General features: G+C 64.8%; 13 protein-coding genes and 3 pseudogenes. 10 read left to right on the top strand and 6 right to left on the bottom strand.

Translation table 11 applies throughout. The features are described from left to right. The 5 genes and pseudogenes from BN12_RS24850 to BN12_RS22225 all read left to right on the top strand — a co-directional run. On the top strand, positions 1 to 393 hold a 393-nt coding region (locus tag BN12_RS24850; protein ID WP_157635786.1), incomplete at its 5' end, for an ISAs1 family transposase. 697 nt (positions 394 to 1090) lie between these two features. After that, positions 1091 to 1960: pseudogene (locus BN12_RS26380) on the top strand (reverse transcriptase/maturase family protein); the annotation flags it as partial. A 136-nt stretch (positions 1961 to 2096) separates the two neighbouring features. Continuing rightward, positions 2097 to 2975 (top strand): universal stress protein, encoded by an 879-nt coding sequence (locus tag BN12_RS26765; protein WP_048555695.1) that lies wholly within the window; start codon positions 2097 to 2099, stop codon positions 2973 to 2975. Between the two features lie 664 nt (positions 2976 to 3639). Further along, positions 3640 to 5265 (top strand): PucR family transcriptional regulator, encoded by a 1626-nt coding sequence (locus BN12_RS22220; RefSeq protein ID WP_048555696.1) that lies wholly within the window; start codon positions 3640 to 3642, stop codon positions 5263 to 5265. 84 nt (positions 5266 to 5349) lie between these two features. Further along, positions 5350 to 6783 carry an aldehyde dehydrogenase family protein gene (locus BN12_RS22225; RefSeq protein ID WP_235432500.1) on the top strand — a complete coding sequence of 478 codons (1434 nt, stop codon included), beginning with the start codon at positions 5350 to 5352 and terminating at the stop codon, positions 6781 to 6783. Positions 6784 to 7115: 332 nt separating this feature from the next. On the opposite strand, the gene BN12_RS25925 is transcribed toward BN12_RS22225, so the two are convergent. Next, entirely contained in the window at positions 7116 to 7646 is a 531-nt protein-coding gene (locus BN12_RS25925) for an ISAs1 family transposase (RefSeq protein WP_200901279.1), read from the bottom strand. A 40-nt stretch (positions 7647 to 7686) separates the two neighbouring features. Continuing rightward, a pseudogene (locus BN12_RS26770) lies at positions 7687 to 7926 on the bottom strand (transposase family protein); the annotation flags it as partial. Positions 7927 to 8289: 363 nt separating this feature from the next. On the opposite strand from BN12_RS26770, the gene BN12_RS22235 reads away from it, so the two are divergent. After that, positions 8290 to 8544: a hypothetical protein gene (locus BN12_RS22235; protein WP_048555698.1), complete on the top strand. Its 255-nt coding sequence runs from the start codon at positions 8290 to 8292 to the stop codon at positions 8542 to 8544. A gap of 53 nt (positions 8545 to 8597) precedes the next feature. Continuing rightward, complete coding sequence (locus tag BN12_RS22240) at positions 8598 to 9005, top strand: hypothetical protein (RefSeq protein WP_053080167.1); 408 nt, start codon at positions 8598 to 8600, stop codon at positions 9003 to 9005. A 4-nt stretch (positions 9006 to 9009) separates the two neighbouring features. On the opposite strand, the gene BN12_RS22245 is transcribed toward BN12_RS22240, so the two are convergent. Beyond that, positions 9010 to 9372 carry a helix-turn-helix domain-containing protein gene (locus BN12_RS22245; RefSeq protein WP_048555699.1) on the bottom strand — a complete coding sequence of 121 codons (363 nt, stop codon included), beginning with the start codon at positions 9370 to 9372 and terminating at the stop codon, positions 9010 to 9012. 180 nt (positions 9373 to 9552) lie between these two features. Beyond that, positions 9553 to 11160, bottom strand: a complete 1608-nt coding sequence (locus BN12_RS22250) for a DUF294 nucleotidyltransferase-like domain-containing protein (protein WP_048555700.1) — start codon at positions 11158 to 11160, stop codon at positions 9553 to 9555. 260 nt (positions 11161 to 11420) lie between these two features. Between BN12_RS22250 and BN12_RS22255 the strand changes: the two genes are divergently transcribed. Continuing rightward, complete coding sequence (locus BN12_RS22255) at positions 11421 to 12203, top strand: FadR/GntR family transcriptional regulator (protein ID WP_048555701.1); 783 nt, start codon at positions 11421 to 11423, stop codon at positions 12201 to 12203. Between the two features lie 72 nt (positions 12204 to 12275). On the opposite strand, the gene BN12_RS22260 is transcribed toward BN12_RS22255, so the two are convergent. Then, positions 12276 to 13448, bottom strand: a complete 1173-nt coding sequence (locus tag BN12_RS22260) for a M24 family metallopeptidase (RefSeq protein WP_048555702.1) — start codon at positions 13446 to 13448, stop codon at positions 12276 to 12278. A gap of 246 nt (positions 13449 to 13694) precedes the next feature. On the opposite strand from BN12_RS22260, the gene BN12_RS22265 reads away from it, so the two are divergent. Then, positions 13695 to 15005, top strand: coding sequence for a M20/M25/M40 family metallo-hydrolase (locus tag BN12_RS22265; RefSeq protein ID WP_048555703.1), 1311 nt, complete (start codon positions 13695 to 13697; stop codon positions 15003 to 15005). Positions 15006 to 15216: 211 nt separating this feature from the next. Here BN12_RS22265 and BN12_RS22270 read toward each other — a convergent pair. After that, positions 15217 to 16365: pseudogene (locus tag BN12_RS22270) on the bottom strand (IS701 family transposase); the annotation flags it as partial. 453 nt (positions 16366 to 16818) lie between these two features. Between BN12_RS22270 and BN12_RS22275 the strand changes: the two are divergent. Then, complete coding sequence (locus BN12_RS22275) at positions 16819 to 18369, top strand: amino acid permease (RefSeq protein WP_048555704.1); 1551 nt, start codon at positions 16819 to 16821, stop codon at positions 18367 to 18369. Positions 18370 to 18372 lie beyond the last annotated feature (3 nt).

The raw sequence follows: 18372 nt of genomic DNA on the forward strand, positions 1-18372 counted from the left end.
ATCCGCCGAACTCTCGCCGGTCTGGACGCCGACGACCTGGACCGGCGCCTGGGAGCCTGGGCTGCGCTGCGGGTCGGAACCGTCCAGGGGTGGCAGGTCATCGCCGTCGACGGCAAATCGATGCGTGGTGCCGCCGTGGAAGGTGTTCGGCCCCACCTGCTGTCCGCGCTGGCCCACGCTGACCGCGCCGTCCTCGGGCAGCTGGCCGTACCGGACAAGGGCAGCGAGATCCCCGCTCTGAAGGAACTGCTGGAGCCGATGGATCTGACCGGGACGGTCATCACCGCCGACGCACTGCACTGCACTGCGGGACACCGCGACCTGGCTGACCAGACGCGGGGCCGACGACGTGATGACGGTCAAGGGCAACCAGTGCGCCACGAGGCGCTCTGACGTATTCCCGCCGCAGGCGGGAGGGACTCGAAGGGAGGTTCCTGGGTCTGATGGCTTACCTGGAGCCGAAAGGCGAAGGGGACAGCAGCATGTCAGGAAACCAGCGGCTGGGCCCAGATGCCTGGGACAGCGCGGTGGGAAGACCCGCACGGTATGGCAAAGGCTGGATTGCTTGAACCCCAATCTCCAGCGGCAGCAACTTACTGCGGCCGGAATGGCATCTGTAAACCGGTGTCCGTCGCGGCCGGGGTGTGATGGTTCGCCCTGGTCGACCTTCGCGGCGGGAGCGATGCCCAGTGAGGGTATTGAAGGAGATGAGTGGGGTGCCTGTAGCCGTGCTCGATACGTACGTCAGAGATGAACGTGGGATCACCGCACCGACCCTCTTGGGGGTCGACGGTGACGGAGTGCTCGTAGTAGTCGTCGGAGTCACGCCCGGCCAAGGAGGGCGGGAAAGCCGTCCACAGGGCGAAGGGGCACAGGTAGGTGCGGACCATCGGGAACCGTGGAGGTATGCGTAATGCAGAGTGCTGACACGGTGCTGGAGGTCCTGCGGGAACGCGGCAGGCGTGCCCTGCCGCTGGAACGGCTGTATCGGCAGCTGTTCAACGAACAGCTGTTCTTGATGGCCTACGGGCGCATCTACGCCAACGATGGCGCGATGACGCCCGGGGTCGACGGGGCCACACCGGACGGGATGAGCCTGGACATCGTTCGGGACATCATCGGCCGGCTCCGTACCCAGCGTTACCGGTTCGCTCCGGTACGCCGGAAGTGGACCCCGAAGAAGAACGGAACCATGCGGCCCCTGGGGCTGCCGACGTGGTCGGACAAACTGGTCGGTGAGGTGGTGCGCCTGCTCCTTGAGGCGTACTACGAGCCGCAGTTCTCGGCCATGTCGAACGGGTTCCGCCCGGGTCGGGGCTGCCACACGGCGCTCGACGAGATCGCCTCAACATGGACGGGCACAACCTGGTTCATCGAGGGCGACATCGCCGACTGCTTCGGCAGCCTCGACCACGAGGTCATGATCGCGATCCTGGCTGAGAACATCCATGACCGGAGGTTCTTGGACCTGGTAAGGGACATGCTCACGGCGGGGTACCTGGAGGACTTCACGTGGCACGCCACCTACTCGGGCGCGCCACAGGGCGGGGTAGTGTCCCCGATCCTGTCCAATATCTACCTCGACCGGCTCGATAGGTTAGTCCAGGACGAACTGGTACCGGCCTTCACCCGCGGTGATCGCCGCCACCGGAACCCGGAGTACGCCAACACGACCCGCATGATCGGCTACTGGAAGCAGCGGGGCGACCGTCACAAGGTCGCCACACTGCGTGGACACCAGCAGTCGATTCCGGCGGTCGATGTGCACGACCCCGGCTACCGACGGCTGCGGTACATCCGTTACGCCGACGATCACCTTCTGGGGTTCGTCGGGCCGAAGGTTGAGGCCGAGCAGATCAAGGACCGGCTAGCGGGGTTCCTCAAGGACACCCTGCGGTTGGATCTCTCACCGGAGAAGACCTTGATCACCCACGCCCGCACCCACGCGGCGAGGTTCCTCGGCTACGACATCACCAACCGGCACCAGGACACATGGCGCAGGAACCGGCGACGAACCCTGAACGGGACGATCGCCCTGAACGTGCCCCTGGACTGGGTCCAGGCCACATGTCGCCAGTACTCAGCGAGCAGGTTTCATGACGATCATTGTCGGGTTCAGTGCGAGCCGGCAGGGCGGTGCACCTGTATACCTCGCGGCCCAACTGGCACGCAACACCGGCGAAAACGTCGTTGCCGCAGCTGTGCTGGATCGCGTATTGCCCCCCGGCAGTGACCCCTTTGAGGACGAATATCGGCAACATATAGCACGTCGGGCGCTCAAGGGACTTGAACAGCTCGCTGAGCGAATGCGAAACGACACCGATATTTCCGTCCTGGTCCACGAGTCGAGATCAGTTCCAACGGGACTCTTGGAGCTGGTCGAGCGTTACGACGCCAGCATGGTTGTGGTCGGATCCTCGTCCTCCGGTCTTCTTGGGAGAGTCGCCCTGGGTAGCGTGACCGAGGCGCTCGTCCACACTGCGGCCGTACCCGTAGCCATCGCCCCACGCGGCTACCCCCAAACCCCTCTTCCCTTGGAGCGGCTCACCGCGGCATATGGCGGGTCCGCCGATGCAGTAGGACTTCTCAGGATGACTGCCGAGCTGGCCAAGTCGTGGTCCGTGGAGATGCGCATCGCGGCATTCACGGTCCGACCACCGGCCATGTTTGCTGGATCGATTGAACCCTCCGCTGAGACTCTTGTGATTCGGGAGTGGTATGCCAGCGCTGTGCAAGGCGCGTGCGATGAGATCGCCGCGGCGCGCACGACCGTGGCAGTCGACAATGTTGACATTGTCGTCGGGGCGGGGGTCGAGTGGCGCGACGCAGTCGACGGCATCGCCTGGGCGCCTGGGGATCTGCTGCTGCTTGGCTCCGGCGCTGCGGGCGTGCGCGCTCAGGTGTTCTTGGGATCGGCGGCGTCGAGAATCCTGCGACACGCACCGGTACCCGTGATAATAATGCCGCGGACGTAGCGGCCGCAGAGTCCCCAGCGCAAACAGTCATTTCGAGGGGGCGGGGTCAGTCTAAACGGAACAAGCAATGCCGATACTGTGGGGCCGTTGTCCTCGACTGCGGCAGCGGAGGCGACGCGGGGTGACGGTAGGCGCCTTGAAAGGGGCCCCCCACAGCCACCGGATTCTGTGGTCAGGTTGGACGCGCGACGTCCTACAGCCTCGGTGCGGCTCGCAGCCGGGTGATGGTCAAAGGGGCGAGCTGAGTCTATGACCGCGAGGCCCCGCGCGGGGTTGGTAGTGGACGCGATCGCCGCGGGTACGACGTGTAGCAAGGTGTCGCCGGTATATGGCCGGAGTCCCCGCGAGAGGACTCCGCCCTCGGACGCGCCATGGTTTGGTGGCCACGTGCGCACGGGGTCAAAGGTCGAGGACGACGTCTACAGCTCAGAGGACGGAACTCGCGATGGTTCCGGGCTGCGGTGGACGACCCACGGAGCTTCGCCGAGGCCTTCGAGGTAGTCACGAGCGGGGACGGCCGTGTGAGACTTGACTACTGGATCGGAAGGATCGACTCAAACGTCGCACATCTGTCCACAGGTAGGTCGATGGACCCGTCAGGCGCGAGGCGCCCATACTAGAGCCGTGAATCGGTGGCGCGTACTCGCTGTGTACGAGGTTCAAAGTGGGGTTGCAGATGCTTCCCACGATTCGTGACGCATTGGCGATGCCGAGCCTGGCTAGGGCCGAGTTGGAGCTGTGCGCAGGAGAGGACCAGCTCGACCGCCCCGTGCGCTGGTTGCATGCGGCCGAAGTCGCTGACATCGCTGACCTTCTTCGAGGAGACGAGATCGTCCTCACCACAGGCGTATTCCTCTCCGAAGATCCGCAGGCGGCGCGTGAGTACATCGAGTCGCTCGCAGCTGTCGGGGTGGCAGGCCTCATCCTCGAACTCGGCCGTCGATGGACGGAGGCCCCAGCCTCACTGGTGCAAGCCGCGACCGATTTTGACGTGCTCTTCGCGGTGCTGCACCGCGAAGTCAGCTTTTCAGACGTGGTGGAGGAGGTCGGCGCCCGAATAGTCGACGCCGAGGTGGACGACCTGCGTGCCAGCGAGCGGATCCACAACACCTTCACACGCCTGGACATCGAGGGTGCAACACCGGACGAGATTCTGGGTGCAGTGGTCAGGCTCGACGGCCTTCCGGTCGTGCTCGAGTCGAATCGCCACCAGGTCATCGCTCTGGACCCCGGAACCCAGACAGCTGCGGCAGTGCTGACCGACTGGGCGCGGCGCTCCATACGGGTTACTGTCAGTGGGAGGACTGGCTACGACCGGCGGTCTGGCTGGCTCACCACGATCGTCGGCTCGCGGGGTGACGACTGGGGTCGACTTGTGTTGTTGACAGATGCGCTTCCGCGGCGGCGCGACTACGTATTGGTCGAGCGCGCCGCAGCAGCCCTCACACTGAACCAGATGCGGGCGCGTGCTCACGACAGTATTGAGCGGAGCGCGCACACGGCGCTGTTATCAGACTTGCGGGCAGGTCGGCATTCCGCGGACCTGCTTGCACGCCTGGAATCCGCGGACTTCCCTCTCAAGCAGCGAAATTTCGTAGCCGTCGCGATTTGCCCGGAAACGCCAAGCGGTCGACGGCATGTGTCCGGGACCGATCTGCCCACTACGTTGCGCCGAACGACCCGCACGCTCGGCTACCCAGCCCTCATCGGCTCGGAGACCGACCACGTCATGGCTCTGCTCAGTGTTCCTGAGGGACAGAACATAAAGTCGCTCATGACTCAGTTGTCGCGTGAGATACGCAGATCGAGAGCTGTGGCGATCGCCTGCGGTTCGATCGTTAAGCAGATTTCAGCGGCGCATGAGACACTAGTTGACGCGCAAAGCGTGGTCGCCTCTGGGTCCATTGGAAGCTACCCCGACCGCGCGTGGATCTCGATTGAGGACTCGCACCTTCCAGCGCTCCTGTACCTTCTCCGGCATGATCAGCGGGTACAGAGCTTCGTGCTGCGCGAACTCAGTCCGCTGATCAACCATGATGAGAAGGGAGGCCCATCGCTGCTGTCCCTGTTGGCGATATACCTCGACACCGCCGGCGGCAAGACGGCGGCGGCGAGAAGACTGCTCCTGTCGCGGCCGGTGCTTTACGAACGGATCGCCAAGATTGAATCGATTCTCAAAGTTGATCTCGACGACCCGCAGATTAGGACCGCACTTCACGTCGCCGTTATGGCACAAAGGGTCATGGGCGACATCCTGGCGGAGACTTTGTTGGAATCAGACAGAGCGTAAGGTCGCCGGCCGTCAACGGGCTGCTGGACTGCAGGCATGGATGAACGGTGTGTCTCCTCGGCAGTAAATGTTGGAGACCGAGGGATGATTGTGGACGGACGAGCCCTACTCGCCCAAGGCGGATGGATCGATGTAGAGAGTCCCCGCGACAGAACGGTGATGGGCCGAGTACCGCGGGGCGCGGCCCACGAGATCGACCTCGCGGTGCGTGCGGCCTCCACAGCTTTTCCATCGTGGCGTGACCTCCGGCCGGCAGAAAGAGGTAGCGCGCTCCGACGTGTTGCAGATGCACTCGAACCAGAGGTGGAGAACCTGGCTCGACTGTCCGCTGCAGAGAACGGCAACGCCATCAGGACCCAAACGCGAGGGGAAGCCGCGTTTCTCGTCACCTGCTTCCGCTACTTCGCGGGCCTTGCCCAAGAGGCGAAGGGTGAGACCATCCCGATCCGGACGGACGCATTGGACTACACCCGTCGCGAGCCCATCGGCGTGGTGGGCGCGATCGTTCCCTGGAACGCACCCCTCATGCTGTCGGCCGTCAAGATTGCACCTGCGTTGACCGCTGGCAACACGATGGTACTGAAGGTTGCCGAGGTTGCCCCGTTCGCAGTCCTCGAGTTGGCTCGCATCTGCCAGGCGTTTCTGCCGCCAGGCGTGTTAAACGTGGTCACCGGCTTCGGCGCCGAAGCCGGTGAGGCTCTGACATCTCATCCGGGCGTCGACAAGCTAACATTTACCGGATCCACCGGCGTGGGACGGCATATCATGGCAAAGGCGTCCGAAAGAGTCATTCCGGTCTCACTCGAGCTGGGCGGAAAAAGCCCCCAGATTGTCTATCCGGACTCAGATGAGGAATGGGTGGTGGTGGGAGTAATTGCCGGTATGCGGTTCTTCCGCCAAGGCCAGTCCTGCACTGCCGGTTCCCGGCTCTTCGTACACGACGACATCTTTGACTCGTTCATGGAGAAATTGATCAGAAAACTGTCTAAGCTTGTCGTGGGAGACCCCCTCGACGAAGCCTCCGATATGGGAAGCATCACAAATAAGGTCCAATATGACAAGGTCTGCGAATACATCCGCGACGGCGCATCTCAGCCCGGCGCGCGGCTAATGCTCGGCGGTGTACCGAAGGACTCCACAGGATACTTCCTGAGGCCAACAGTGATCGCAGACGTCGATCCAGCGTGGCGTGTGGCGCGCGAGGAGATTTTCGGCCCCGTCGTCTGTGTGATCCGGTGGCGCGACGAGGACGAAGTCATAGCCATGGCCAATGACTCACATTACGGCCTGGCCGCATTCATCTGGTGCCAGAACATTGGCAGTGCCCTGACGGCTGCTCACCGCATTGAGGCGGGCTGGGTCCAAGTGAACCAAGGAGGGGGACAGTTCTTGGGACAGTCATATGGCGGTGTCAAATCAAGCGGACTGGGACGTGAGTTCTCTGTGGACGGCATGCTTGAAAGCTATACCGTTCGGAAGCACATATCGGTCGCACTCGAACCCGGATCCGTCCGATAGATGACTCCACTTGCAGCCTCAGGGCCTTGGCAAAGTCGATTCATGGTGTGGTGAGTAGGTCGACCGGCCGTCTGGAGTCGCGTCCGTGATGTCGTAATCTGGCGGCTATGCAGGTCCATCCGGCGAAGCGGAGGAGGGTGATGGCGGTGTTGCGTAGGGCGGCCATGACCTGGGGGCCGTTGCCGACGCGCAGATGGTGGCGGTCTTCGTCGAAGACGACGTCACGAGCCCAATGCAGGGCGTTCTCGATGCACTAATGTCCTTGGATCCAGGAGGCCACCACACGGGGCTGAGCAACGGTCATGGGGACTGAACAGATCGCGTAGACGACCTCAATTCGCTTGCGGCCCTTGACGGTTCGGGGTGCGGGGGATCTGCAGGGCCTGCGCGGCGCCGGGCCAGTCGACCCAGGCCGGGGCCTCGATCGCCTTGACCGTGCGCCGGACCCGTCGGCCGTGGCCGGTGTCGAGAGGCGAGTAGCCGGGCACGTCGCGCCAGGGCAGCTGTTTGAGCCGCTGGTGCAACCGCTTCTCATTCGCCTTGACCGTCATGGCGTAGTCCGCGCCGCGCTCGATCAGCCAGGTTGCGGTGTCCCGCTGGCAGTGCAGGGCGTCGGCGGTGATGACCGTCCCGGTCAAGTCCATCGGCTCCAGCAGGTCCTTCAGGGCGGGGATCTCACTGCCCTTGTCCGGCACCGCCAGCTGCCCAACGACGGCGCGGTCGGCGTGGGTCAGCGCCGACAGCAGGTGCGGGCGGAGGCCGTCGACCGCGGCGCCGCGCATGGACTTGCCGTCGACGGCGATGACCCGCCGCTCGCCGACCTGACCGACCGGGACCGCGGCCCACGCGCTGGTCCAAGTCATCGGCGTCGACCACGGCCAGAGTCCGCCGGATCGTCGACTCCGACGGCATGGCCCGGTCGGAGCCGATACCGAGGCGTTGCAACGCTTCCTGCGCGGCGTCGGTGACCCACTCACCGATCGCCACCAACGACCGGGCGCCCGCGGACACAGCCGCCGAGGCGATCGACAGCAGGCCCGCCAGCGGGTGACGCACCCCGCGAGGGTCCCGCGGATCAGGGACTTGAGCGAACACCTCGGTCAGCGGGATGCGCGCGAACGGGCTCGTGGGACAAGATGACATGGCGGCGTGGGGCTTCCTGGAGACCGGGCGGCGTGTGGAAACCCCATGGTCACCACAAGCCCCGCGCCCACCATCCGCAACATGCCGGTCCCAGGCCACGTCTTCCCAGGTCACAGCCCCGTGAACCGACTTTGCCGAGGCCCTGCTTGCAGCCTGGGGATGAGCATCGTCGCTCGGGTTGGAGGCCGGCAGTAACTGTCCCACGGCGAGCGTGAGGGGATTCCTGGACCCCACCGGCCAAGGCCCGGGCACGATGGACCATGCGGTGGGAGCCAGCGCTAAACGCGTTCGCCGTCAGTTTCGCCGACCGCTGGCCGGCTCCCGAGACCCATGAATGAAGGCCGCCGGAGCCGTTAAACGGACATGTCCTCACCAGACTTCGTCGCCGGGCGCCTCGACGCCCAGCAGGGCTTGCGGGTCGTGCGCCGCGGCCAAGACGTCGCCGTCCAACTGCCCGCCACCATGCCCACTCTGGCCGTCGACATGGTCAACTCCGGCCTCCTCTTCGTCCCCGCCCAAACCGCCATCCCCTCCATGGCCAGCATCGACGCCGCCCGCCGCCACGTCCTGGCCCCCGCAGACCGGCGACACATCACCGGCATCGAAGGGTCCCGGTAGGCCCCCAGTGTCGGTCGGGGGCCGCGTGGGAGCAGCCCGTTAGGCTGCAAGCCATGACGTCGCTTGGCCACCCTTACGACGTCCTGATGTACGTGGACGCCGAGGGAGTGAAGCCGTTCGACGTTTGGCTGTTGACCGTTCCGCCCCGAATGGCTGCTCGCCTTTTCGCGGTCATCGACTCGGTAGCCAAGGCTCCTCCGCACCGGTTCTCCGGAGGAGGCGCTTGGGAGGCTATGCACGGCGAGATGGCTGGCTGGTACGAAGTGCGTCAGCGTGGAGGTCGAGTGCTCTACCGAGCCTTCTGCCTCTTGGACTCCACGACCATCCCTGAGCGCCCAGCGTTGGTCGTGGTGACCGGTATGACAAAGCCGAACGGCGCCACCTTCAGCGCTCGGGACTATGCGAAGGTTCGGGCGATGGGCGAGCACTACTGGACCACCACTCCACGGCCTGCGTACTGACTGTTCAGCAGGTTGCAAGATCGCCGTTGTGAACGGCGATCGGCTCGAAATCTGCGCGCTCCCGACTCGTCATCGGCACCAGAGCCACGCGTAGACCAAGGGATGCTGCGATCTCACCAACGGTGGCGATGGTCGGGTTGCGGTGCCCTGAGGTCAGTAGGCGGCGCAACACCGATGGGTCGGCCCCGATGGCCCGGGCGACGGCCGCCCGCGATACCCCCGCCTCGTCGATGGCGTCCGCCAGCCCATTGACAATGTCGTCGACGGCGGCGATACGTGCCATCTCGGCGGCATACTCACGGGCAGCGGCAGGGTCGGCAAGTGTTCTCTGGCGCAGCTGCTCCCAACTGCTGGTGGAAGTCGACATGAGGGGGTGCCTCCCGAGGGTACGGGGTGAATGACGGGACTTGAACCCGCGACCTATCGTGTCATATATGCAACGTTTCGTCAAGCCAGGTGTCGCACGCTGTCCCGGTGGCAAGGCGGCGGAGCTCACGGTGGACCGCGGGCTGATCCACCGGTCCGTCTCCTGGGACGGATCGGCAGATCAGCGCGGCAGGGTCAATTCGAACCCCGTTCCGGAACGGCCGGCTCGCGCGCCTCCGCCGCCTCTGGATCGTGCAACGCGTTCCAGTAGGGCATGAAGATGAGTTTGAGAGTCAGCCACCAGAGGTAGACGCTGACACCAGAAGAGAACACTGCGTCGCCGATCAGTCCGTGTGCGATCTCGTTGCGGAGATTCGGGCCGATGGGTCCGCACAGCAGTGCACGAAGTTCGAACGCAAGGTCTTCTCCGAAGATGTCGACGACCCGTGTCGCCGTGGATCGGCCGGGCGTCCACGAGCAGCGAGGTCATGATCGCGCCCTGGTTCTTCACCGGGTCGTCCAACCAGTGGAGACCTGCGCCGCGCCACTGTGGGCCGGTCCTGGCGAACGCATTGCGGGACGCGGTGGCACCGTGCGGATCGATGGTGAGGCCACAGCCAGCGAGCAGTGCGTCGGCCCGTCCGAACATGGCCCGGCAATCGGCCCGCAGTTGCTTGTCCGGGTCGCCGGCGCAGCTCACGCCCGAGTCGATGTCGGAGCCCGGCACCGCCTCACCGCGGGCGACGCTGCCCAGGGCCAGCCAGGTGAAGTCGTCGAGGTCAGCCCATGGGTGCTCGGCCGCCACCAGCTCCAGCGCGCGTCGGACCACCGCGTCCAGTGTGGCGGTGTAGACGGCGGTGACCTTGCTCGTCGCAAGGCCCTGTTCGAGCAGGTCCGAGACCAGTTTCGGGAGTCGGCGGCTTCGCTCGATGAGTTCCTCAGCGGAGTCGGCCTGGCCGAGCTGTTGGCGCAGTGCGACGTCTGCTGTCGCAGCGGAGACCGCGAAGTCCGCAGGGGTGACCGCGCCCTTGACCGCCCCGGAGTGACCGAGCACGAGCAGGAATGGCTCGTCGTCGTCGAGTATCCGGATCAGTGCCGCGGCGGACGACTCCCCGCTGTGGATGCTCGGTGCGGGGTGCCGCATCACTGTCGCCGCATGGGTGCCGGGCGGCAGCCCCGCCGCGGTGACGCGAGCGTGCAGGATCTCGTCGGTGATCATCCCGTGGCTGCCGTCTAGCAGACGGACGGCGCAGCACGGAGTCCCCTCGTCGGTCATCCGTCGTGCGACGTCCTGTACGGGAACGCCGGGAGCGACGACGATCGGGTCCCGGACGACCAGTTCGTCCACGACCGCGTAGTCATGCTGGGCCGGCGTCATCTGCTCCGAGAACGCGATCTGCTCGGCCAGATACTTGGCACCCGAGCTCGATGAGAAAGCGGCAGCGACATGGACGGCGGGGATGAGGGCGACGGTGGCCTTGGCCAGCGCCTTCGCCAACGGACCCATGGTGCGCCCGGTCAGGATCGCCGAGTACCCGAACGCGTCCCCGGCCTGGATGTACTCTCGGGGCGCGTGGCCGATCGCGCTACGGGCATTCCACAGGCCGGCGCGACCGCTGAGGACGACGTACAGCCCTTCGATCTGCCCGCGGAACCCGTCCGCGATGACGGCCTGTGGCTTGTACTCCGCGGTCGTCGCCGAGCTGACGATCTTCGCGCATACCTCCGGTTCGAGGGAATCGAACGGCGGATGCGCGGCCAGGAACCGCTCGAGCGCACCTGGCTTCATGCCGTCACCGTCTCGAGTCGCTGCGTCAGACACGTGATCATGACTCCTGTCGTGGTTGAAGAGCGGACGACATTCCGGGCCAGTCGATGCTGCACCGTGTCGATCGCCTCAGACGTTGTGCCAAGCCTGCGATCACGACCATGGCCTGCGTGCCGGCGACCAGATGCAGGTTCGGCGCGGCCAAAGCGGATAGGATAGGTCGTACGTATGATGCTCGTCATGCTCGCGTGACGGCACCGAGCGGGAGGGCAGGGTGACAGATGGCTGTGCCGGCTGAGGTGAAGGTGGGCTGGGGCAGCATCGCCTCCAGAATTGGGGATCTCAAGAGCGATCGGGTGGCGGCTGTCCTGGAGCAGCAGATCCTGACCGGATCGTTGGCCCCTGGCACAGTGCTTCCGACAGAGCCTGAATTGCGTGAGCTTCTTGGTGTGAGCCGGACGGTCATTCGTGACGCTGTGCGGACTCTGACGGCACGCGGGTTGCTCACGGTGCGGCAGGGCCGCGGCACGGTGGTTGCCGAACCTACCGACGATGCGTTCTCGGAGGCCATGGTTGCCTTGCTGGCCCGCTCGAAGGTGACGATGCGGGACGTGATGCATGCCCGCGAAACCATCGAGGCGATGATTGCTGGGCTGGCGGCCACCGCCGCGACTGCCGAGGATTGGCGGGATCTCGAGAGGACTTACGAGGATCTGCGGACGGCCGTGCTCAACGGAGAGTCCGACCGAGCCAATCGGGCGCACGTGGCATTCCATGCTGGAATCTTGCGCGCCGCTCATCAGCCTGTTCTTGCGTTGATGCTCACTCCGATGAGTGAGCTCGCGGCTCTCACGGGCGTCGCGTCGATCCGGAGAGGTTCAATGGAGGATTGGGAGGTCGAGGCGCATCGGCCAATCATTGACGCACTGAAGGCACGTGACCCCGAAGCTGCGGAGCGCGCCATCCGGTCTCATTTTGAGATTTCCACCCGGCCATCCACGTACGAGCGTTTCCTGGATCAGCCTTTTTCTCAAGCTTATTTTTGCGATGCAACGAGCGCTTGAGAGTGGCGCGGTCTTCTGGCTAAAAGAACTTGTCCCAACTTGGCGCAGGACTTGTCTCAGTATACCGGGTCCCTAATTTCTAAGATCAGGATCAAGCCGGGGAACGTTTGAAAGCAATTCAACTCCAGACGATGTGACTGCGATGGTCTCAGAGACGCTGTATCCCCAGCCGTCGAGCCACATGCCGATCATGACATGAATGGTCATGCCGGCGCGCAGCACGGTGTGGTCCTCGGCGCGAAGGCTGATGGTTTGTTCGCCCCAGTCGGGTGGGAATCCGATGCCGACCGGGTATCCGATGCGACTCTTTTTCTCCAGGCCGTGCCGTGATATGACCTCTTGCCAGGAGGCTGCGACATCGGAGCACGCGGCTCCCTGATGGATCGTGGACAGCGCGGCGTCCAGCCCCTGGTCGACGATGCCAGCGATCCTCCGGAGCTGCTTGGGCTGGTCGCCGAGGAAGATCGTTCGTGCGACCGGTGCATGGTAACGCGCATAACACCCGGACAGTTCGACTGCGATGGCTTGGTGGTCTTCGAATGGTTGATCGGACCAGGGGACGTGCGGGTATGCGGTGTTCGAGCCGGCCAACACCAAGGGTGGGATGGCGGTGTAGGTCCCGCCGGATGCACCGGCGCCCCGCATCTGTGCCGCGTAGATTTCGCCGACCGCGTCGCATTGCCGAGTACCTGGTTTGATGACCTCGGCGGCTACCTCGAATACCTGCCCGGTGATTTTGCCAGCCGTTCGCATGGCATCCAGCTCTGCCGGTGATTTCACGCAACGCGCTAAATTGACGATCCCGGGGCCAGCGGGCGAAACGATCGACGCGCCGAAGGCGTCGACGAAGGCTTGGTGCGTCCGGAGGGTGTAGTAGGGCGAGTTGGGCTCCACAGCGAGGATGTCAGAGCCCTCGAGTCGTGGACGTAGTTGTTCGGCAATCCAATCCGCCGGGTGGGTGTGGATCTGTTGGACTAACTGCTCGGAGTAGGCGAATACTTGATCCTCGTTCAGGATTGTTGTCTGCCACGCACTCGGAGCATCGACGGATCTGCAGAAGAACATCATCGGGTCCTGCCGAGGCACGATCAGGATCTGTGGTGCGTAGAACGAGCAGGCGTCGAAGCCCGTGAGGTAGCAAATGTTGGCAGGATCGGCAACCACCAGGCTGTCGACCTCACGCTCCAGCATCAAGGCCCTCGTGTGTTCCAGCCGGCCTGCGTATTCGTTGGCGTCGAAGAACATCGCACCCACGGTGAGGACTCCCAGATCTGGTTGATTGCCGACAGGGCAGCAGCCTCGCCGGTCCTGCCTGTCGCGGGGCGTGAGCCAAACAACGCCTCAGCGACTGGAAACATAGTATGTATGATGATACGAGTATGATCCCTGCCGGGCAACTGGACCGTCGGTACCCGGACTGCCGCGGCTCAGAGACGCATCTGCTGGGGCACATGTCCCCGGCAACGAACCGTCGAGCAGATTGGCTAGTTGATGGATCGAGTACGTGCCGCGACTGGTGACGAGGAGGTCTGCCGGCTCACGGCCGAGCTGATCCGTCATGACACCACGAATCGGGGTGGTGGCGACGCAGCTGGTGAACGTGAGGCTGCTGAGTACGTGGCGGCGCTGCTTGATGAGGTTGGTATCGGCTCTGTCGCACACGAACGTGCTCCGGGGCGCACCAACCTGATCGCGCGGTGGCCGGGCAACGACCCGGCACTGCCCGCTCTCATCCTGCACGGCCATCTTGACGTAGTCCCGGCCGACGCATCGGAGTGGAGTGTGCCGCCCTTCTCCGGTGAGATCAGGGACGGGATGATCTGGGGCCGCGGGGCCGTAGACATGAAGAACATGGTCGCGATGATGGTCGCGACCGTGCGGTCGTTGGTCCGTGCAGGCTTCATCCCACGCCAAGACATCATCCTGGCGTTCTTCGCGGACGAGGAAGACAACTCGCATTACGGTGCGCGATGGCTGGTGAACAGCCGCCCCGAGGTGTTCCGGGGCGCCACGGTGGCAATCGGCGAGGTCGGCGGATTTTCGGTGGACGTGCGCGGCAACCCGGTCTTCCTGATCCAGACCGGGGAGAAGGGCATCCTGTGGATCGATGTGCGGTGCCACGGGAGGGCCACGCATGCCTCGCAGCTGAATCCGGACAACCCGGTGCACGAGCTCGCGCGCTCGATCACCCGGATCGCGGCGGAACCGTGGCCCGTGACGCTCACCAAGACAACATCCCTGCTCCTGGACGAGCTGCGGGCCACGGCCGGGCTGGCGCACGACGCGGACCCGCTGACTGTCGCCCGGGAGGCGGGAGTCTGCGCGCAACTTGTCACGCCCGGGCTGGCGAACGTCGTCAACGGCACCCTCCTGCAGGCTGGGTACAAACAGAACGTCGTCCCGAGCGAAGCAACTGCATCGCTCGACATCAGGTTCCTCCCCGGCCAGCGCGACGCGGTGCTGAGGCGGATTCGCGAATTGGCGGGGCCGCACGCCGAAGTGATCGTGACCGATGAGGTCGACGCTGTGGAGACCGTGTTCGGCGGTCGGATCGTCGAGATCATGCGAACAAGTCTGAAAAAGTACTGCCGCTCGGCCCGCATCGCACCGTATCTCCTGCCCGCCGGCACCGATAACGCCATGCTCGCCGAACTAGGCATCAGCGGATACGGCTTCGTGCCCATGCTGCTGCCAGCCGGTTACGACTTCCCCGCCATGTTCCACGGTATCGACGAGAGAGTGCCGCTTGACGCCCTGCTCTTCGGGCAAGCAGTACTCACTGAACTGATTCGAACCTCCTAGTACTACAGCCGCGCTTATGGGGAGGCGGCTCGGGTCGCGTAGTGGCATCGTCGGGCGCGGGCCTGGTGGCGACGCCGCCACCGTGACCAGTCCAGGACCGCGGTGGCCTCGGGAGGCTGGTGCCAGATGAGGTGGGCGAGCAGGCGTCGGACCTCGGGCAGGGTGAGCGGGATCAGTTCCTCGGCCGGTCGGGGAGCCCCCCTTTTGCGCCCTCGGCGGTGTTGGTCTGGGCGGCGGTGATGGTGAGGAAGGCGTGGGCCAGCATCGCCAGGGTGATGTGTCGGTACCAGCTGTCGTAGCGGCGGACCTGGTACTGGTCCAGACCGACCTGACCCTTGGCGGTCTGGAAGGTCTCTTCGATCGCCCAGCGGGCGCCGGCAACCCGGACCAGCTCGCGCAGCGGGGTGCGTTCGGGGCCGTAGCACAGGTAGTAGGCCAGGTCGGTGGGGTCGCTCAGGCTGCGCCGAACCAGCAGCCAGTAGCTGTCGGTGTCCTCCAGGGGCCGGATCGCGGCCCGCGCCCAGTGATAGAGCCGCAGGCCCTTGGCGCCGTTGCCTGCGCAGATCTTCTTCCACGCCTGCGCCGGCAGCCGTGCCGCCAGCTCGTCGGCGCGTAGCTCGGCCACCTTGCTTACGCCATTGTCATTGATGATGGCGATCACCCGCTGGCTGGTCGGAACCACAAGCACGTAAGGCATTCGGCGTTCCTCGAGCATCCGCCTCAGGCCGCCGTGCTGGCCGTAGACCTCATCGCCGGTCACCCAGTCGGCGGGCACGCCGGCGTCCAGGGCGCGGCCGATCATCCGCATCGCCAGCTCCGGTTTGGTGGCGAACTCCACCTCGTCGTCGATCCGGGCCTCGGCCCGACGCTGCGGGTCGTCGGTCCAGACCTTGGGCAGGTAGAGCTCGCGGTCCACGAACGTCCGCCCGGCCGCGGTGGTATAGCCGAGGAAGACGCCGATCTGGCAGTTCTCGATCCGGCCCGCGGTCCCCGAATACATCCGAGCCACCCCCGCGGACTTGGTGCCCTTCTTCAAGAACCCGGTCTCATCGACCACCAGCACCCCGGCCGGATCCCCCGGTCCGGGAGCCAGGTGTTCGACCACATAGTCGCGAACGTCGTCACGGACCGCGTCGGCATCCCAGTCGGCGTAGGCCAGCAGCCGCTGCATCCCGTCCGGGATCGCCTCACCGGCCTCCTCGGCCAGGGTCCAGGAGTTCTTCCGCTCCAGCGGCGCCAACAGTCCGCGCACATAGGCCAGCACCCGCTCGCGGGGCTCCGAGCGCGCGAACCGCGGCGCAATCCGCGCATGCACCTCCGCCAGCCTCGCCGCCCAGCCCTCGACCTCCGCCACATCCACCTCATCAGTCACACAAGCAACAATTTCGGTGAATCCCAGTCTCACACAGGCGACACGCAGACAGCCCTCAAGATAAGTACGGCTGTAGTACTAGAGGCAAGGGGCGCCCCGGGGCGGCGGCCCCCATCCCCTGGATCGCCCTTGGCCAGCCGGGACACCCGGCAACCAAGCGATGACTCGGTGATCGCAATCCATGGTTCCGCGTCCGTGCCGGGGGGTGTCCCGCGCGGCCAAGTAGGACCAGACCACATGGATCCGCGAGGTGAGCGCGAACTTGGGTCGCGCTCACCTCTTGCGATAGATGCTACGTATTACATATCCTGCTCATGCTGCAGCCGATGCGACCGCCGAAATCCGATGGCCAACAAGCCGCGGGCGCGGGTTCGTCGCCCGACAACCAGCGGAACAACGCCTAGATCCGTGCACGCCTTTCACCGAATGGAAGTAGGTCGCATGACTGCGAACCCCGAACCCGACATATCGGATAGCACTCCCGATGAGGCCCTCAGCGCCGACCAGGTTGGATACAAGCAGTCGCTGGGCCGGCGGCAAGTCCAGATGATCGCCCTTGGCGGGGCCATCGGTACCGGCCTGTTCCTCGGCAGCGCCGCCAAGATGAGCAGCACGGGGCCTGCACTGGTCGTGAGCTATCTGGTTACCGGGGCGATCGCCTATCTGCTGATGCGAGCCTTGGGCGAGCTCGTGCTGCACCGGGCCACCTCGGGCGGATTCGTCTCGTACATGCGTGAGTTCTTCGGTGAGAAGTGGGCCTTCGTCACCGGGTGGATGTACTGGCTCAGCTGGGCGCTGACCGGCGTGGCGGAACTCTCGGCTGTGGGGCTCTACGTTCAGTACTGGGTCCCAGGGATGCCCGCCTGGGCCACCGTGCTGATCGCACTGGCGGTCGTGTTGGCGGTCAATCTCCTGTCGGCGGCAGCATTCGGAGAATTCGAGTTCTGGGCCTCCCTGCTCAAGGTGGCAGCGATTGTGGTCTTCCTGGTCGTTGGTGTCGTCGTCGTCATCGCACGCGTTCACATCGAGGGCCACCAAGCCGGCGTCCACAATCTGTGGTCGAACCCGGGTGGCTTCTGGCCAACGACAGGCGGATTCACCTGGTACGGGCCGCTATTGGTGATGTCGAGCGTCGTGTTCGCGTACGCGTCCATCGAGCTGGTCGGTATCGCGGCCGGTGAGATGCAGGACGCCAAACGCGAGGTCCCCAAAGCGGTCAACGCGGTGATCTTCCGGATCGCGGTCTTCTACTGCGGCTCGATCCTGCTGCTGTGTTGCATCCTGCCCACCAGCAGCTACAAACCCGGAACCAGCCCGTTCGTGACGGTCTTCGGGGCGATGGGCATCGGCTGGATGGGCGATCTGATTCAGGCGATCCTGATCGTCGCCGCCTTGTCCAGCCTCAACTCCGGCCTGTACGCCACCGGGCGAGTCCTGCGGAGCATGGGTGTCTCGAAAGAGGCCCCCGCGTTCACGACCAAGATGAGCCGGTCCGGGGTTCCCTTTGCGGGCATCTTGATGACGTCCGCGATGTTCGTGCTGGGCGCATGGCTCAACGCCGTCGACGCGAACGCGTTCACTCTCGCCCTCGAGGCGACCTCGATCTGCATCGTGTTCACCTGGACCACGATCTTCGTCTGTCAACTGAAGCTGCGGCACCTGGTCAAGAAGAAGATCGTCGAGCCGAGCAGCTTCCAGATGCCCGGATCGCCCTACACGAGCATTGTCGGCCTCGCGTTCCTCGCCTTCGTCATCGTGGGACTGGCCATCTCGGGCTGGCAGTCCTCGCCGTCGTTCGGGGACAAGACCGACTTCATCATGGTGGTGATCGGCATCCCCGTCTTGGCGATCCTGCTCGCCCTAGGTTGGTTCGCCGTCAGGCGGGGTGTCTCGGAACACATGGGGGGGAACCTACAGTCCGTGTGGTCGACCGCCGGTCCCGACCGCGCGACCATCCCGGGCCAGACCGCGCCAGAGACAACAGGCGACTGAGCC

Source organism: Nostocoides japonicum T1-X7 (genome assembly GCF_001046855.1).
Classification (GTDB): Bacteria; Actinomycetota; Actinomycetes; order Actinomycetales; family Dermatophilaceae; genus Nostocoides; species Nostocoides japonicum.

Bases quoted from the DNA above. Each gene is read 5' to 3' on its own strand.
- BN12_RS22260 (WP_048555702.1), bottom strand. From the start codon at position 13,448: ATGTTCTTCGACGCCAACGAATACGCAGGCCGGCTGGAACACACGAGG.
- BN12_RS22235 (WP_048555698.1), top strand. From the start codon at position 8,290: ATGTCCTCACCAGACTTCGTCGCCGGGCGCCTCGACGCCCAGCAGGGC.
- BN12_RS26765 (WP_048555695.1), top strand. From the start codon at position 2,097: ATGACGATCATTGTCGGGTTCAGTGCGAGCCGGCAGGGCGGTGCACCT.
- BN12_RS22245 (WP_048555699.1), bottom strand. From the start codon at position 9,372: ATGTCGACTTCCACCAGCAGTTGGGAGCAGCTGCGCCAGAGAACACTT.
- BN12_RS22255 (WP_048555701.1), top strand. From the start codon at position 11,421: ATGGCTGTGCCGGCTGAGGTGAAGGTGGGCTGGGGCAGCATCGCCTCC.
- BN12_RS22250 (WP_048555700.1), bottom strand. From the start codon at position 11,160: ATGAAGCCAGGTGCGCTCGAGCGGTTCCTGGCCGCGCATCCGCCGTTC.
- BN12_RS22265 (WP_048555703.1), top strand. From the start codon at position 13,695: ATGGATCGAGTACGTGCCGCGACTGGTGACGAGGAGGTCTGCCGGCTC.
- BN12_RS22225 (WP_235432500.1), top strand. From the start codon at position 5,350: ATGATTGTGGACGGACGAGCCCTACTCGCCCAAGGCGGATGGATCGAT.
- BN12_RS22275 (WP_048555704.1), top strand. From the start codon at position 16,819: ATGACTGCGAACCCCGAACCCGACATATCGGATAGCACTCCCGATGAG.
- BN12_RS25925 (WP_200901279.1), bottom strand. From the start codon at position 7,646: ATGACTTGGACCAGCGCGTGGGCCGCGGTCCCGGTCGGTCAGGTCGGC.
- BN12_RS22240 (WP_053080167.1), top strand. From the start codon at position 8,598: ATGACGTCGCTTGGCCACCCTTACGACGTCCTGATGTACGTGGACGCC.